The sequence below is a fragment of the Luteimonas endophytica genome, assembly GCF_029887875.1.
GTDB lineage: Bacteria > Pseudomonadota > Gammaproteobacteria > Xanthomonadales > Xanthomonadaceae > Luteimonas > Luteimonas endophytica.
The window spans coordinates 78,963-94,493 of sequence record NZ_JARXRM010000036.1 but is presented as its reverse complement, the minus strand read 5'-3'; the positions used below and the strand labels follow the sequence as shown (position 1 = coordinate 94,493).

The 15,531-nt window shown below is 65.7% G+C and carries 11 protein-coding genes and 2 tRNA genes; 11 read left to right on the top strand and 2 right to left on the bottom strand.

Features of this window, described 5'->3' with window-relative positions:
* Positions 1–20: 20 nt before the first annotated feature.
* From ppnN to QFW77_RS12640, 7 genes are all read left to right on the top strand, one after another.
* A complete protein-coding gene (ppnN, locus tag QFW77_RS12670; protein WP_280575106.1) occupies positions 21–1,409 on the top strand; it encodes a nucleotide 5'-monophosphate nucleosidase PpnN in 1,389 nt (462 codons plus the stop codon).
* A 185-nt stretch (positions 1,410–1,594) separates the two neighbouring features.
* Complete coding sequence (locus QFW77_RS12665) at positions 1,595–2,119, top strand: GspH/FimT family pseudopilin (RefSeq protein WP_280575105.1); 525 nt, start codon at positions 1,595–1,597, stop codon at positions 2,117–2,119.
* The gene (gene pilV / locus QFW77_RS12660; protein WP_280575104.1) at positions 2,116–2,598 is read left to right on the top strand and encodes a type IV pilus modification protein PilV; all 483 of its coding nucleotides are present in this window, start codon (positions 2,116–2,118) and stop codon (positions 2,596–2,598) included. Before QFW77_RS12665 ends, pilV begins: the two co-directional genes overlap by 4 nt.
* Positions 2,595–3,785 (top strand): PilW family protein, encoded by a 1,191-nt coding sequence (locus tag QFW77_RS12655; protein WP_280575102.1) that lies wholly within the window; start codon positions 2,595–2,597, stop codon positions 3,783–3,785. Before pilV ends, QFW77_RS12655 begins: the two co-directional genes overlap by 4 nt.
* A 4-nt stretch (positions 3,786–3,789) precedes the next feature.
* A complete protein-coding gene (locus QFW77_RS12650) occupies positions 3,790–4,317 on the top strand; it encodes a pilus assembly PilX family protein (RefSeq protein ID WP_280575101.1) in 528 nt (175 codons plus the stop codon).
* 11 nt (positions 4,318–4,328) lie between these two features.
* Positions 4,329–8,162 (top strand): pilus assembly protein, encoded by a 3,834-nt coding sequence (locus QFW77_RS12645; RefSeq protein WP_280575100.1) that lies wholly within the window; start codon positions 4,329–4,331, stop codon positions 8,160–8,162.
* Between the two features lie 20 nt (positions 8,163–8,182).
* Positions 8,183–8,638 carry a type IV pilin protein gene (locus tag QFW77_RS12640; protein WP_280575099.1) on the top strand — a complete coding sequence of 152 codons (456 nt, stop codon included), beginning with the start codon at positions 8,183–8,185 and terminating at the stop codon, positions 8,636–8,638.
* A 283-nt stretch (positions 8,639–8,921) separates the two neighbouring features.
* Here the strand turns inward: QFW77_RS12640 and QFW77_RS12635 are convergent.
* Both QFW77_RS12635 and QFW77_RS12630 read right to left on the bottom strand, forming a co-directional pair.
* A tRNA-Asn gene (locus tag QFW77_RS12635) sits at positions 8,922–8,998 on the bottom strand.
* Positions 8,999–9,251: 253 nt separating this feature from the next.
* On the bottom strand, positions 9,252–9,782 hold the full coding sequence (locus tag QFW77_RS12630) for a GspH/FimT family pseudopilin (protein ID WP_280575098.1): 531 nt from the start codon (positions 9,780–9,782) through the stop codon (positions 9,252–9,254).
* A gap of 192 nt (positions 9,783–9,974) precedes the next feature.
* Here QFW77_RS12630 and uvrB point away from each other — a divergent pair, with 192 nt between their 5' ends.
* The 4 genes from uvrB to QFW77_RS12610 all read left to right on the top strand — a co-directional run bounded on the left by uvrB (position 9,975) and on the right by QFW77_RS12610 (position 15,472).
* Positions 9,975–12,008 carry an excinuclease ABC subunit UvrB gene (gene uvrB / locus QFW77_RS12625; protein WP_280575097.1) on the top strand — a complete coding sequence of 678 codons (2,034 nt, stop codon included), beginning with the start codon at positions 9,975–9,977 and terminating at the stop codon, positions 12,006–12,008.
* Positions 12,009–12,256: 248 nt separating this feature from the next.
* A tRNA-Val gene (locus QFW77_RS12620) sits at positions 12,257–12,331 on the top strand.
* 129 nt (positions 12,332–12,460) lie between these two features.
* Entirely contained in the window at positions 12,461–14,785 is a 2,325-nt protein-coding gene (locus QFW77_RS12615) for an FdhF/YdeP family oxidoreductase (protein ID WP_280575096.1), read from the top strand.
* 45 nt (positions 14,786–14,830) lie between these two features.
* Positions 14,831–15,472: a UdgX family uracil-DNA binding protein gene (locus QFW77_RS12610; RefSeq protein ID WP_280575095.1), complete on the top strand. Its 642-nt coding sequence runs from the start codon at positions 14,831–14,833 to the stop codon at positions 15,470–15,472.
* Positions 15,473–15,531: the final 59 nt, after the last annotated feature.

Below are 15,531 nucleotides of genomic sequence, written 5' to 3'. Positions count from 1 at the left end.
GACCGGAAACGACCACGGACATGACGGAAACGAGCAGGGCATCGAGGGCGATGCCGGTGGTGAACGCGCGGATCTACCCGCGCGGCGGGCTGGACGTGCTCTCGCGCGAGGAAGTGGCCCGCCTCAAGGACGCCACCCACGGCGGCATGCACGACCTGCTGCGCCGTTGCGCGCTGGCGGTGCTCACCAGCGGCAGCGCCTCGGACGACCCGCGCGCGGCGCAGGAACTGTACTCGGACTTCGACATCCAGGTGGTGCAACGCGACCGCGGCATCCGCATCGAGCTGGCCAACGCGCCGGCGATGGCGTTCGTCGACGGCCGGATCATCGCCGGCGTCGCCGAGCTGCTGTTCGCGGTGGTCCGTGACTTGGCCTACATGGCGATCGAGCTGGGCCCCGAGTACGCGGTCGACCTGGAGTCCTCCGCCGGCATCACCGATGCGGTGTTCGGGCTGCTGCGCAACGCCCGCATCCTGCGCCCGGGCGATCCCAACCTGGTGGTGTGCTGGGGCGGGCACTCGATCAACCGCGACGAGTACGACTACACCAAACTGGTCGGCTACGAGCTCGGCCTGCGCGCCCTGGACATCTGCACCGGCTGCGGCCCGGGCGCGATGAAGGGGCCGATGAAGGGCGCGGCCGTGGCCCACGCCAAGCAGCGCCTGGACCGTTCGCGCTACATCGGCGTCACCGAGCCCGGCATCATCGCCGCCGAGTCGCCGAACCCGATCGTCAACCACCTGGTGATCATGCCGGACATCGAGAAGCGGCTCGAGGCGTTCGTGCGGATCGGCCACGGCATCATCGTGTTCCCGGGCGGCGTGGGCACCGCCGAGGAGATCCTGTACCTGCTCGGGCTGCTGCTGCGCGAGGAGAACGCCGCGCTGCCGTTCCCGCTGATCCTGACCGGCCCCACCGCCTCGGCGCCGTACTTCGAGCAGATCGACCGGTTCCTGCGCCTGACCCTGGGCGAGGCCGCCACCTCCCGCTACGAGATCATCATCGCCGAGCCGGACAGGGTGGCCCGGCGCATGGCCGAAGGCGTCGAGCGGGTGCGGGAGCACCGCCTGGCCCAGCAGGACGCGTTCTTCTTCAACTGGTCGCTGCACGTGCCGCTGGAGTTCCAGCAGCCGTTCGTGCCCACCCACGAGGCGATGGCGGCGCTCGACCTGCACCACGGCCGCAAGCCGCACGAACTGGCCGCCGACCTGCGCCGCGCGTTCTCCGGCATCGTCGCCGGCAACGTCAAGGAAGAGGGGATGCGCCGGGTCGAGGAGTTCGGCCCGTTCCAGATCCACGGCGATACCGACATGATGGAAGCGCTGGACGCGCTGCTTCGCGCCTTCGTGCAGCAGCGCAGGATGAAGATCTCCGGCCAGTACCGGCCCTGCTACGAAGTGCGGGCCTGAAGACCGGTCCGGCCGCGCGCGGAACCGTGCGGGCGCCCGCTCCGCCCGCGACCACGATCACGCCCGCGGCGTCGCGATTGCGCTCGTCGGGCCAGACGACCGCCTGTCCCCGGCGAGGTTGCAACCGCGCTGGCGCCGATTAGGCTACCTGCGCGCCCGTCCACGCGGGCAGGGGAGAGGATCGGATGCGCCAACGGGGGTTCACGCTGGTCGAGTTGATGGTGACGGTCGCCATCGTTGCCATTTTGGCCGCGATCGGCCTACCGAGCTTCCAGGGTTCACTGCGCTCCAACCGGGTCGCTACCGGGACCAATGAGCTCATGGCGTCCTTGGCGCTCGCCCGTTCGGAGGCTATCCGTAGTCCCGGCGGCGCGGCGATCTGCACTAGTGCGGATGGGGCCACCTGCAGCGTGGGCTCCTGGAATGGCGGCTGGATCGTCTGGATAGACGTCAATGGTGACGGTTTGCTGACTTCGCCGGATGATCGCGTCCTGCGTCATGTTCAAGCGATGACCAAGCTCGAGGTGGACATGGAGACGACGGAGGCCGTGAAGAATGTCATCCGGTTCGACCGACGAGGTCGTCCGATAGGCAGCCAACGTCAGTTCGCGCTGCAACCCGATGGCTGCCCGACCGGTCAAGAACTGGTTAGGCAGGTCAGCCTGACCCCAACAGGACAAACCAGAATGCGGAGGAGCAGCTGCTCATGAACAGGCGTTCGGGCCGTAGTCTTGCTGGTCGGACGGCGGGTTTCAGCATGATCGAGGTGATGGTCGCACTGCTGGTTCTCGCTCTGGGTCTGCTAGGTTTCGCCCTGCTTCAAACCATGAATCTCCGTTATACGCAAAGCGCGAATCAACGGACTCAGGCGACCAATCTGACCTACGACCTGCTCGACCAGATGCGTGCGAACCGGTTTGCCGCTGCCTGGTACGCGGGCGAGGCTGGTGCGGACTTTGATGCGGGAGAAGTGACCAGCGCGGACTGCGAGGAGCGGACCGTGGGTACTGTGGCGATAGAGGACAGTATCGAGCGGTGGCAATGTCAAGTGTTTCGCACGCTGGGCGAGAGTGCCGGAGCCCGGGTGACCTACGCGGCTGGCCTGGTCACGGTGGCGGTCAGTTGGGGAGATCAGCGATGGAATCCCGCCAGCCCCGACACCACCTTCGAACTGACGACACGTCTATGAGCACTTACAGTCGGCATCGCAGTATCCAGGGCCTGTCGCTGATCGAGATAATGATCGCGCTGGCGATCGGTACCGTGTTGGTGTTGGGGCTGGTTCAGGTCTTCGCCGCCTCCCGTACCGCCTATCAGCTCTCCGAGGGAATGGCGCGTACCCAGGAAAACGCCCGCTTCGCGATGGATTTTCTCCAGCGCGATATCCGGATGGCGGGCCACTTTGGTTGCGTCAATGATCAGGCCCACTGGGTCAAAGAGGAGGGCGATCCTTCAGTGCATGTGGCTGCGCCCTCGGTCACGCATCCTCTGAACTTCCAGATCTCCATTCAGGGTTACGAGGCCACCGGAACCGGTCCTAATGCAACGGTGGTGATCGGAAGTCCAGCGGCCAACTGGACACCCGCGGTGCCGGGGGAGCTTGCGGCGCTGAACCCGCTTCCTGGCAGCGACATCATCGTGCTCCGCTATCTAGGAAATCTTAGCGCTCCAATTAGCGACATTTCTGGTGCGCCCGGAAGTGAAACGGTGAACATGCCCGTTGGAAGTTGGGGCGCTTTGACCGATGAGGGCGTTGCCAATCCAACTTTATTTGGAATTGCCGATTGCACCCACTCCACAGTGTTTCATGCGAATGGTGGAGCAGGTGCGATAACTGTCGCGGCCGCCGTTCCTACTACGCATCTTGTCGACGCGTACGGCTCCCAGCCCGGATCGCAGACAAGGATCTACCGTGCCAACTCCCTGGTGTACTACGTTGGCCGGGGAACATCAGGAGAACCGGCACTGTTTCGAGCGCGGGCCGATCACACCGGCGCCTATCCCTTGGACGACAGGGAAGAGCTGGTCGAGGGGATCGAAAGTCTGCAGCTGCTCTACGGGCAGGACGATGTGCCAACGCTAACTGCGGACACCCCGCCGGTCGGAAACATCACCGAGCAAGGGACAGCAGCCGCGCTGCTTGCTGGCGCGGGCACCAATGAGGCGATCGCGAATGAATGGCGGCGGGTCGGGCTGGTCCAGGTGGGCATACTTGCACGCAGCCCGGCCCCAGCGGCCGCAGCTGAGATCGCCAGCGCGGACAACTACATCAGGATCGCTGGCGTGGAGTACCAGCCTGCTGCGACCAACGACACCCGCTACCGTTCGGGTTATGAATCCACCGTTGCTCTGCGCAATAGGCTGTTCGGGAACTGAGGCCATGGCCAAACTAAATCTGCAACCCACCCCAAGCTCCATGGAAAGGCAACGTGGCGCGGTGCTTTACGTTGCTCTCATCATGCTGGTGCTTCTGGCCATGATCGGCATCGTGGCCCTGCAAGTTGCGGGCATGCAAGAGCGCATGTCGGCAAACTACTATGCGACGAATGTTGCCTTCCAGAACGCGGAAGCGCTTGCGCGGAATGTCGAATGCAACATCGAGGACTTCGACAACCGCACCGACCCGGCGAGTTGTCCGTCGGTGGTCGTCGAGACCGACATTGAGCGAAACTGTGATCTGCCGTTCGACGTTCAGGACTGGTTGGCAGCCCAAGCGCTTACCACCGCGCCGGTCAGCAACATTCGTAAGATCGACGAATGCATCGTAGGAGAATCTCCGATCCCGTTGGGCGTCGGCCCCGTCGGCGATGTGACGCCCATCAGCATCTATCAGATCACCGCCTACGATGTCGACTCCAGTACGAATCGTACCTCCGCTGCTGCGGTCGATACCGTTTTCAAGCTCTGAGGAACGCAAACATGCCCTCCCGCCGCATCAAGACGATCTTTGCCGCAATCACCCTGGCAGCAGCGGGGGGCGCCGGGTACTTTCTTTATGGTTTGATCGCGGCGCAGGGCCAGGGCGTGCTGGCGCAGGCGCCCCTGAATACTCAGGTCCAAGTGCCAGCATCCTTCATCATGGCGCTCGACGATTCCGGATCCATGAACTGGGAGACGTTGAACAATACCCGAGATGGAGTATTTGTCTGGCGCAACAACAGTTTCTTCAATTCGAGTTCCGTCGCTTGGGGATATGGGAACGTCAACAGCGATGCCTACCGGTATCTGATGCTTTTTCCCTATCCGGGGCGAAACAACTATCAGAACAGTATTCCACCCCTGGATGTATTCGGCTTCGCGAGATCCCCGGATTTCAATCCCGCGTACTTCGATCCTCGCGTCAGCTACGAACCCTGGAAGAATGCTGATAGATCGGATTACAGCGATATAGACCCTGCCGCAGCTCCGGTCGATCCTCGTCCGGCCGGTGTCAACAACAAGATCAACAGGACATTCGATCTTACTCGTCCTGTGCGCGAACACGGGGGCAATACGGCTGGTGGAAACCAATGGGGCTTTCGAGTGCACAGTGGAATGGTGCTCCCCCAGGGATTGGTGTATTACAGGCCAAACAACTACTGCGGAAACATCCCCGGTCCAAATGGGGAGTGGCACACTTTAGCTTCCGAGGTGACGGTTGCGAGCATCACCAACACCGGAAACGCCATTACGGGAAACAATTGCAGGCTCGGTATAGAGTACTTCCCGGCGACCTTTTATCTCAAGACAGGCACGTTGCCTGGATATACGGCGGAACCAGTGGAGGTTCCCGATGCCCACGGGCTGGCCGCGGGAGAACGGCTCTACCGTTACGAAATCAAGCTTGAAAACTACGCCAGCCCGGAACTCTACGACGAAGCCATCCAGAACTTTGCGAATTGGTTCACTTACTACCGGACCCGGCGCGAATCGCTCGTCGCCGGGCTGACAAACGCGCTTCTCTCGGTCAACGACATGTCGATCGGTTGGTTCCGGATCAACAACCGCAATGATGTCGTCATGCGGGACATGGGCAACGAGACAGCCAAGGCCGCGCTTTACTCGGACTTCCATCGTCTGATTGCCAATGGAAGTACGCCCAGCCGCCAGGCAGTAAATCATCTTGGTGCGCAGTTTAAGAGAACCGGCGATGGGGCGCCGATCCAACTGAGTTGCCAGAAGAATGCGGGTATGCTTTTCACGGACGGTTACATTAACGACTCCGGCAGCCCGAATGTTGGCGGAAATTTGGATGGGACGAGGATGCCCACTGCTCCATTCGCCGATTCGGTGGGCAACACAATGGCGGACATCGTGGTTCCCTACTATTTGGATAGTCTGCGACCAGACATCGAAGCAAACAACGTTCCGGTTCCCGAGTCCTGCGACGTTACCGATCCAGACCCTAGGCTGGATTGCCAGACCAACCTGCACATGAATTTCTATGGAGTAACGCTGGGCACGCTCGGCCATATGTATGGTGTGGATTATGTTCCCAACCCGGCTACGCCTTGGACGGTCACGCCGGACCCGTTTTCCAGTTCGCCGTCTTGGCACACCGCTCGCGTCGACATGAATCCACACGCCGTGGACGAAATGTGGCACGCAACGCTGAATGCCCGTGGCGAGATGATCAACGCCACAACTCCGGCTGCGATCTCGGCCGCGATGCGCAGGATTCTGGCGGCGGTGGCGTCGGGCGCTTCCCCGTCCGGCACCATCGGCCTTACCGGGGCGAGAATCGGGGACGGCTCCCTGACGGTGGTGCCGCGATATGAGGCTCGCAATGAAGGAACTGACTGGTTCAGTACACTGACGGCACAGCAAGTGTCGATCGACCCCGTCACTCGCGAGGCAGTTTTCTCTACCGCCTGGGAGGCAAGTGACAAACTGGGCCCCGGATCGCGTAATGTCTGGTTCGCGGATGGTGCGGGCACCCGTCGTTTCAATGCCGCAAACGTCGCGTTGCCCGATCTTTGCGACAAGCCTGGGGACCTCTATCCGGGTATCGCGCGCTGCAGCGCTGGCGAAATCTCCGCCCTCGGGGTGGATATCGCGGGTGTAATCGATTATCTGCTTGCCGGTGATTCGCTGGAACGTGAGAGGGGCGGTACGCTAAGGGATCGAAGCACTCCCTTGGGCGACATCGTCAATTCGACCCCCGTCATCAGTTCGCCAACAGACGATTATGGCTATCGTCTGCTCGGTGGAACGATCGCAAGCGAGTACGGAGATTATCTCGTCAAAAAACGTTCGCGACGCTACATGGTGTATGTGGGGGCCAATGCTGGAATGCTGCATGCGTTCGACGGCGGGATGAACGCGGATCAGGAAATGGATGCCGCAGCGGGCGGAGAAGAGCGGTTCGGCTACATTCCGGCGACGGCGCTCGGGCACATGGGAAATTTGCTATTTCCCTATGACCCTGCTAGCCAAGGCGACCAGAAGTTTACCCATCGCTATTATGTGGACGGGCCGATCACGGTGTCCGATGCGCGAGATTCCTCCAATAACTGGCGAACCGTTCTGGTTGGGACGGCGGGGGCGGGTGGGCGAAGCGTCTTTGCTCTGGACGTTTCCGATCCTGCGGGTTTTAACGCTTCGAGCCGCTTGTGGGAAGTTAGCGATCTCGATTTATCGCTGGCGCAGGACGTGCGCGAGAACATAGGACATGTGCTCGGCAAGCCGGTCGTCGTGCCGGTCAAGACTGTTCCGGGCGGCGATGTGCGTTGGGTCGCGGTGTTCGGCAATGGATACAATAGTGCCAGCGGCAAGGCTGTCCTGTTCGTCGTCGACATCGACAGCGGTACTCCTGAGATCACGATGATCGAAGCCACTGAAGCCGGATCCAGCATCGCGGGTACAAACGGGCTAGGCAATGTGGTCATCGTAGATCGTTGGGGTGGAAACGATCTCAATAGCGGGATTCGGGATGGATTTGCCGATACCGTCTATGCGGCGGATCAAAAAGGCGCCCTGTGGAAGTTCGATCTGCGTGCGGCGGCTCCCGCTAGTCCGGTGAGGCCGTTGTTCGTGACCGATGAGTACACCGAGGGTGGACAGAACTATCGACAGCCGATCACCGGTGGGATGACCGCTGCAGTCGGTCCGCGCGGTGGTGTGATGCTGTACTTTGGCACCGGAAGTTTCTCTTTCCACGGTGACCCTGCAGACAGGTCTTTGCAGTCGCTCTACGCGATCAACGATGTCGAGCGTGGCCCTACTTCCCAGACGTTGTCTAGGAGCCATTTGTTGGGCCAATCGGTCGAAACGGAAGATGGTGTGCGCATCTTGAGTGTGAACGCCACAGTTCCAGTCTCTCCGCTTGGATGGTTCATCGATCTGCCGGCTGGGGAAAGGTTCGTCGGCAATCCCCGTATCGCCTCTGGGGTGATCTTTATGCCGACCTACGCTCCTGAGGCAGAGACGGCTGGGTGCTCAGCCTCCGGCTTCAACTGGTTGTTCGGGCTTAACGCCAGAAGCGGAACCGCGGGCTTGTCGAACGTTCGTGTCGGTTCCCCCGATGGCGATTCGCCAGGGCAGGGCACCGCAGCTATTCAACTAGCTACCGGAGGAAGTGCGCCAGTGCGCGATGTTGCTGTGAATGTCGTCCCGCGTTTGGCGCCGGCCACTCCAGATGATCCGACAGCACCCGGCGCTCCCCCGAGTCCCGCGGAACGGCAATGCTGGATGGCCGTTACCGTGGCAGGGCTGGCAGACCCCTTGTATTTGCCCTATCCCTGCGGCCGGCAGTCTTGGAGGCAGATCGAATGAGCACTGGCAGAGGAACATGCGTGGAGATCTCTCCGCGACGGTCAAGTCCAGGAAGCGGCGTCCGCCGGTCTGTTGCTGGCTTCACTCTCATCGAACTGATGGTGGTGGTGGCCGTCGTTGCCATTCTTGCAGCGATCGCCGTTCCGTCCTATCAGGAACAGGTTCGTAAATCGCGGCGCGGTCAAGCCAAAGCGGACCTCGTCGAGCTGGCGCAACGGGCCGAACGTCATCACACGACCAACAACACTTACGAAACCTTCTGGGACACGGTGGCCGCGACCGATCGCCAGTCGCCGAGGGGGGGGGAAGCGCGCTACGTCATAGGCATCTCCGCCGTCGACGCGAATTCCTACTTATTGACTGCGGTGCCCCAAGGTGCACAGGCGCGAGACACCAGGTGCATGTCGTTGACGCTCAGCAGCACTGGAGAAAAAGACATCGTCGGAGGATCAGGCGCTGCGGCCGATTGTTGGTAGCCGTCGGTGCTCATGTATCCTTGCCTAACGGCAGCGCCGTTGCTTGGGCTCGTTCGGAGCGACCACCAGGCACAGGTCATCGCGCTCGCCCTCTGTAGAGTGTCGATTCGGCCTCTGTGCAGAGGGTGGTGTCGGCCACCATCTACGCACGGTTCCAAGCGGAGATGCCCCGGCTGGTATCAAACAATGCCGGCAGCATGCGATGTACATGCCAGTCACCGGTTTGACTGCCGGGAGTTTCCGCTTGCGTACCGACGTATGCGAAGCCAGCGGAAGAGAAAGGTGGCGCCCGAAGTTGGACTCGAACCAACGACCCCCTGATTAACAGTCAAGTGCTCTAACCAGCTGAGCTATTCGGGCGGGGACGGCCATTTTAGTGGCTTGGCCGCGCCGGTCAAGGAGACCACCGATCGCGCGCCGGCCACTTCGTCCGTGCCGGGGCGGGCCGATCGCGTGCCCGGACCCCGTCGCCCCGCACGCCGGTGGAGGCGCGGGCCGACCGGGCAGGCGGCTCGGGGGCGCGGCGACACGTGGCGGTGGCGCCGGGCGCGAGCGCCCGCGGGAGGAGGCCGGCGCTGCCGCCTCGCCGATCTCGTCCGGGCCGCAGCCGGCCTCAGCCACCCGGGCAGGGCACCGGGCGCGCGGGCCGCTCGGTGCGCACCCGTCCCAGGTTGCTGACGATCACCTTTCCGGCCAGCCGATCCCCGGTGCAGGCGGCCACGCTGAGATTGCTGCCTAGGCTGCGGCCATCGGCGCGATAGACGACATGGCGGCGGCTGGAGCGCAGGCTGAGGCCGCGGGCGGCCGCACCCGGACCGTCGCTGGCGCGGAGTATGTCGGCGGGCCGGCCCGGTTGGCGGTCGCCGTCCGGATCGCGGAACACCATCCAGCCCTCGCCCCAGTCACGGTCGCCGCGGCAGCGCAGCGCGGGCGTGCGCGGACAGACCACCACCGCCCCGCGGCCCATGATCGCGCTGCTGCGGGCCATCGCCAGGTCGGTGCCCACCAGGTGCATGGCGGTGGCCGCGTGCTGGCGCCGCAGCACCTCGCCGAAGGCGGGCAGGCCGATGGCGAGGGTGATGGCGACGATGGCGAGCACGGCCATCGCTTCGATCAGGGTGAAACCTGACTCCTTGCGGGTCATCGTCGGCGTCCTTGCCGTGAAACGTTCCGCATTGTCGGCCGGTGCGGGGCCACCGTCCGTCGGCACTGCGGCGAATCGGGGGTAGGAATTCGCCGGAAGACGGGTAGGGGCGGAGGGCGCCGTTGCTCCTCGCTCACCCAGCCGCAGTCACCAGCCACTAGACTGGGCCTTCCCCCGCGCCCCCAGCGACCGATGACCGACAAGGCTGCAGACTCCCGCTTCCGCCTCGTGGCGCCCTATACCCCGGCCGGCGACCAGCCGGCCGCGATCGCCCGCCTGATCGACGGCTTCGAGTCCGGCCTGGCCCGGCAGACCCTGCTCGGCGTCACCGGCTCGGGCAAGACCTACACCATCGCCAACGTGATCCAGGCGGTGCAGAAGCCGACCCTGGTGATGGCCCACAACAAGACCCTCGCGGCGCAGCTGTACGGCGAGTTCAAGGCGTTCTTTCCCGACAACGCGGTCGAGTATTTCGTCAGCTACTACGACTACTACCAGCCCGAGGCCTACGTGCCGTCCTCGGACACCTACATCGAGAAGGACAGCTCGATCAACGATCACATCGAGCAGATGCGGCTGGCGGCGACCAAGGCGCTGCTGTCGCGGTCCGATGCGATCATCGTCGCCACGGTCTCGGCGATCTACGGCCTGGGCGATCCCGAGGACTATCTGAAACTGCGGCTGATCCTGGCCCGGGGCGAGCGCATCGAGCAGCGCGCGCTGATCCGCCAGCTCACCGAGCTGCAGTACACCCGCAACGACACCGAACTGCGCCGCGGCACCTACCGGGTGCGCGGCGAGGTGATCGACGTGCACCCGGCCGAGTCGGAGGCCGAGGCGCTGCGTATCGAGCTGTTCGACGGCGAGGTCGAGAACCTCAGCCTGTTCGACCCGCTCACCGGCGAGGTGCAGCGCAAGGTGCCGCGCTACACCGTCTACCCGAAGACCCACTACGCCAGCACCCGCGAGAGCGTGCTCAACGCGGTCGAGACGATCAAGATCGAGCTGAAGGAGCGGCTGGAGCAGCTGTACGCCCAGAACAAGCTGGTCGAGGCCCAGCGCCTCGCGCAGCGCACCCAGTTCGACCTGGAGATGATGGCCGAGGTGGGGTTCTGCAACGGCATCGAGAACTACTCCCGGCACATGACCCGGCGCCTGCCCGGCGAGCCGCCGCCGACCCTGTTCGACTACCTGCCCCCGGACGCGCTGCTGGTGGTCGACGAGTCGCACGTCACCGTTCCGCAGATCGGCGCCATGTACAAGGGCGACCGCTCGCGCAAGGAAACCCTGGTGGAGTTCGGCTTCCGGCTGCCTTCGGCGCTGGACAACCGCCCGCTGCGCTTCGAGGAGTGGGAGGAGCGCTCGCCGCGCACCATCTTCGTCTCGGCCACGCCGGGGCAGTACGAGCTGCGCGAATCCGATGGCGAGGTGGTGGAACTGGTGGTGCGCCCGACCGGGCTGATCGACCCCGAGGTCGAGATCCGCCCCGTCGCCACCCAGGTCGACGACGTGCTCGGGGAGATCAACCAACGCGTGGCGATGGGCGACCGGGTGCTGATCACCACCCTAACCAAGCGCATGGCCGAGAACCTCACCGAATACCTGGGCGAGCACGGGGTGCGGGTGCGCTACCTGCACTCGGACATCGACACCGTGGAAAGGGTCGAGATCATCCGCGACCTGCGCCTGGGCAACTTCGACGTGCTGGTCGGGATCAACCTGCTGCGCGAGGGACTGGACATGCCCGAGGTGTCGCTGGTGGCGATCCTGGACGCCGACAAGGAGGGCTTCCTGCGCTCCAGCGGCTCGCTGATCCAGACCATCGGCCGTGCCGCGCGCAACCTGCGCGGCAAGGCGATCCTGTACGCCGACACCGTCACCCGCTCGATGCGCGCGGCGCTGGACGAGACCGACCGCCGCCGCCAGAAGCAGGTCGAATACAACGCCGAGCACGGGATCACCCCGAAATCCGTGGCGCGGGCGATCGTCGACATCATGGAGGGCGCGCGTCCCGAGCCGGCGCTGGAGAAGCGCGGCCGGGGCAAGGGCCGCAAGGTCGCCGAGGAGGCCGAGGACTACGCCGCGATGGATCCGGCGCAGCTGGCGTCCCGGCTCAAGGCGCTGGAACAGCAGATGTACCAGCACGCCCGCGACCTCGAGTTCGAGGACGCGGCGCGGGTCCGCGACCGTATCCGCAAGCTGAAGGAAGCCACACTGGTCGGCTGACCGGTGTCGCCCGCGGCCTTCGCGGCCACGGGCCGCTCCTACAGGGCCGCGGCGGTCGACCACCGTAGGAGCGCGCCATGCGCGCGAAAGCCGGCGTGGCGGGCCATGCCTGGAGACGCCGCCGATCCGGCCGCAGCCGCCGGCGGCCGTCCGTCCCGGCGGGCCCTGCGGCGGCCGCCCCAGGTTGTCGCCGGCCGGGCCGCGGGGTAGAATTCGCGGCCCTGCGCTGGAGTCCCGCGCGGGCCAGTGGGCGGTTAGCTCAGCGGTAGAGCACTACCTTGACATGGTAGGGGTCACAGGTTCGAACCCTGTACCGCCCACCACCGCGATGCGGTGGATTCCCCGAGACGGCGCGGCCCGAAGGCTGCGCCGTTTGCGTTTTCGGCCGCGCTTCACTGGGCTTTGCCCGGGGCTGCGCTATCAACGACCGGACGCGTTGCGCGGGAGCGGACATGCACGAGCCCACGGACCTGAAGTTCGAGCCCTACGACGGCCCCGCCGGCGGCTGGGGCTCGGTGCACTCGCTGATGCGCTTCGGCACCGGCAGCGAGGTGCCGACCGCGGAGGCGATGCGCCAGCTGGTCCGCCAGAACAAGGCCGACGGCTTCATGTGCGTGAGCTGCGCATGGGCCAAGCCGAAGGATCCGCACGCGTTCGAGTTCTGCGAGAACGGCGCCAAGGCCACCTTCTGGGAACTGGACCAGGGCCGCGTCGGCGCCGACTTCTTCGCCGACCACCCGGTTTCCGAATTGCTGGAGTGGGCGGATTTCGATCTCGAGCGCGCAGGCCGGCTGACCGAACCGCTGCGCTACGACCGCGACAGCGACCGCTACGTACCGATCACCTGGGACGAGGCGTTCGCCGCCATCGGCCGCGAACTGCGCGCGCTGGATCCGGAAAGCGTGGTGTTCTACGCCTCCGGGCGCGCCTCCCTGGAGACCTCGTACATGTACGCGCTGCTGGCGCGCCTGTACGGCAACAACAACCTGCCCGACAGCTCCAACATGTGCCACGAAAGCACCTCGGTGGGGCTGCCGCGCAGCATCGGCGTGCCGGTGGGCACGGTGCGGCTGGAGGATTTCGAGGCCACCGACTGCATCCTGTCGTTCGGCCAGAACGTCGGCACCAACGCTCCGCGCATGCTCCACCAGCTGCAGCGGGCCAGCCGGCGCGGCGTGCCGATCCTGACCTTCAACCCGCTGCGCGAGCGCGGCTGGGAGCGCTTCGTCAATCCGCAGGAGCCGCTGTCGATGGCGACCGGCACGGCGACCCGGATCAGCTCCGGCTACCACCAGGTCCGCGCGGGTGGCGACCTGGCGCTGATCCAGGGGCTGTGCAAGGCGCTGCTGGCGCTGGACGACGCCGCCACCCGCGAGGGCGGGGCCCGGGTGCTCGACGTCGACTTCATCGCCGTGCATACGCGGGGGTTCGAGGACTTCGCCGCCTCGCTGCGCGCCACCGGCTGGGACGAGATCGAGCGCGAGTCCGGCCTGGCGCGCGCCGCCATCGAGGGCGCCGCCGCGACCTACGCCGCCGCGCGCTCCAGCATCCTGATCTACGGCATGGGCCTGACCCAGCACCGCCGCGGCGTCGACAACGTACGGATGCTCTGCAATCTCATGCTGATGCGCGGCAACGTCGGCCGCCCCGGCGCGGGCATCTGCCCGGTCCGCGGGCATTCCAACGTGCAGGGCCAGCGCACCGTCGGCATCAGCGAGAAGCCCGAGCTGGTGCCGCTCGAGCGGCTGGCGGAGCTGTACCGGTTCGACCCGCCGCGTCGCAAGGGGCTCGACACCATCGGCACGGTCGAAGGGGTGCTCGACGGTTCGGTGCGCGCCTTCATCGGCCTGGGCGGCAACTTCGTGCGCGCCGCGCCCGATACACGCCAGCTGGAACCGGCGTGGGAGCGGCTGCGGCTGACCGTGCAGGTGGCCACCAAGCTCAACCGCAGCCATCTGCTGTGCGGCGAGCTCGCGCTGCTGCTGCCGTGCCTGGGGCGGCTGGAGCGCGATACCCAGGCCGGCGGCGACCAGATCGTGACCACCGAGGACAGCACCGCCTGCATCCATGCCTCGTTCGGTACCCACGAGCCGGCAAGCCGCGAGCTGCTGTCGGAACCGGCGATCGTCGCCGGCATCGCCGAGGCCGCGCTGGAGCCGCGCCCGGAGGTGCCATGGCGCGAATGGGTGGCGGACTACGGCAGGATCCGCGACGCGATCGAGGCGACCTACCCGGACCAGTTCGAGGGCTTCAACCGTCGCATGGCCACGCCCGGCGGCTTTCCGCGACCGATCGCCGCCCGCGAACGGCGCTGGAAAACCGCGAGCGGCAAGGCCGAGTTCATGGTCCCGGAGGTGCTGTGCGCCACCGGTTTCGCCGATGCGGCGCAGCTGATGCGCCTGATCACCCTGCGCAGCAACGACCAGTTCAACACCACCATCTACGGCTACCGCGACCGCTTTCGCGGGATCGAGGGCACCCGCCGGGTGGTGCTGGTGAGCGAAGCCGACATCGCGCGGCTGGGGTTGCGCGCCGGGCAACTCGTCGACCTGGTCGGCGACTGCAGCGACGGCATCGAGCGCGAGGTCGGCGGTCTGCGGGTGGTGCCCTACGACGTGCCGGACGGATGCATCGTGGGCTACTACCCGGAGTGCAATCCGCTGATCCCGGTCGCTCACCACGCCATCGACAGCCACGTGCCCGCGGGCAAGACGGTGCCGGTGCGGATCCGCGCGGAGACGCGCGCCCCGGTCCCCGCCGGGCCGGCGCCCGCCTGAGCGGGGTGCGCCGTGGGTGGACCGGGTGAGCGCCCGAAACCCTCGGTGGAGGTCGACTGGCCCTTCGCCAAGCCCGTGCGCGAGGTTCCGGCCGGCGGCCTGCCGACGCTGCGGCGCAAGGCCGCCGAATGCCGGGCCTGCCCGCTGTGGCGCGACGCCACCCACGCGGTGTTCGGCCAGGGCAGCTCGCGCGCGCGGGTGATGCTGCTCGGCGAGCAGCCCGGCGATCGGGAGGACCTGGCCGGCAAGCCGTTCGTCGGACCGGCGGGGCGGCTGCTGGGCGAGGCGCTCGACGCCGCCGGACTGCAGCGGCGCGATCTCTACGTCACCAACACCGTCAAGCATTTCAAGTTCGAACGCCGCGGCAAGGCGCGGCTGCACAAGCGCGCCAACGCGGCCGAGCAGGCTGCTTGCCGCATGTGGCTGGCCGCCGAGGTCGACCGCGTCGGTCCCGACCTCGTGGTGGCGCTCGGCGCGATGGCGGCGCAGACCGTGTTCGGCCCCGGGTTCGGCATCGTCGCCGGCCGCGGCCGCTGGCACGAGCTTCCCGGCGGCGTGCGCGCCATCGCCAGCTGGCACCCCTCGGCGGTCCTGCGCAAGCGCGGCCGCGACCGCGCCCTGGCCCGGGAGGATCTGCATGCCGACCTGCGCAGGGTGGCCGCCGAACTGGAGCACCTGCGCGGCTGAGCCCGGGGCGCCCGTCGCTGCCGGTGCGCTCGCGCACGCACGGAACAAAAAGTATCGTT

Bases quoted from the DNA above. Each gene is read 5' to 3' on its own strand.
- ppnN (WP_280575106.1), top strand. From the start codon at position 21: ATGACGGAAACGAGCAGGGCATCGAGGGCGATGCCGGTGGTGAACGCG.
- QFW77_RS12665 (WP_280575105.1), top strand. From the start codon at position 1,595: ATGCGCCAACGGGGGTTCACGCTGGTCGAGTTGATGGTGACGGTCGCC.
- pilV (WP_280575104.1), top strand. From the start codon at position 2,116: ATGAACAGGCGTTCGGGCCGTAGTCTTGCTGGTCGGACGGCGGGTTTC.
- QFW77_RS12655 (WP_280575102.1), top strand. From the start codon at position 2,595: ATGAGCACTTACAGTCGGCATCGCAGTATCCAGGGCCTGTCGCTGATC.
- QFW77_RS12650 (WP_280575101.1), top strand. From the start codon at position 3,790: ATGGCCAAACTAAATCTGCAACCCACCCCAAGCTCCATGGAAAGGCAA.
- QFW77_RS12645 (WP_280575100.1), top strand. From the start codon at position 4,329: ATGCCCTCCCGCCGCATCAAGACGATCTTTGCCGCAATCACCCTGGCA.
- QFW77_RS12630 (WP_280575098.1), bottom strand. From the start codon at position 9,782: ATGACCCGCAAGGAGTCAGGTTTCACCCTGATCGAAGCGATGGCCGTG.
- uvrB (WP_280575097.1), top strand. From the start codon at position 9,975: ATGACCGACAAGGCTGCAGACTCCCGCTTCCGCCTCGTGGCGCCCTAT.
- QFW77_RS12615 (WP_280575096.1), top strand. From the start codon at position 12,461: ATGCACGAGCCCACGGACCTGAAGTTCGAGCCCTACGACGGCCCCGCC.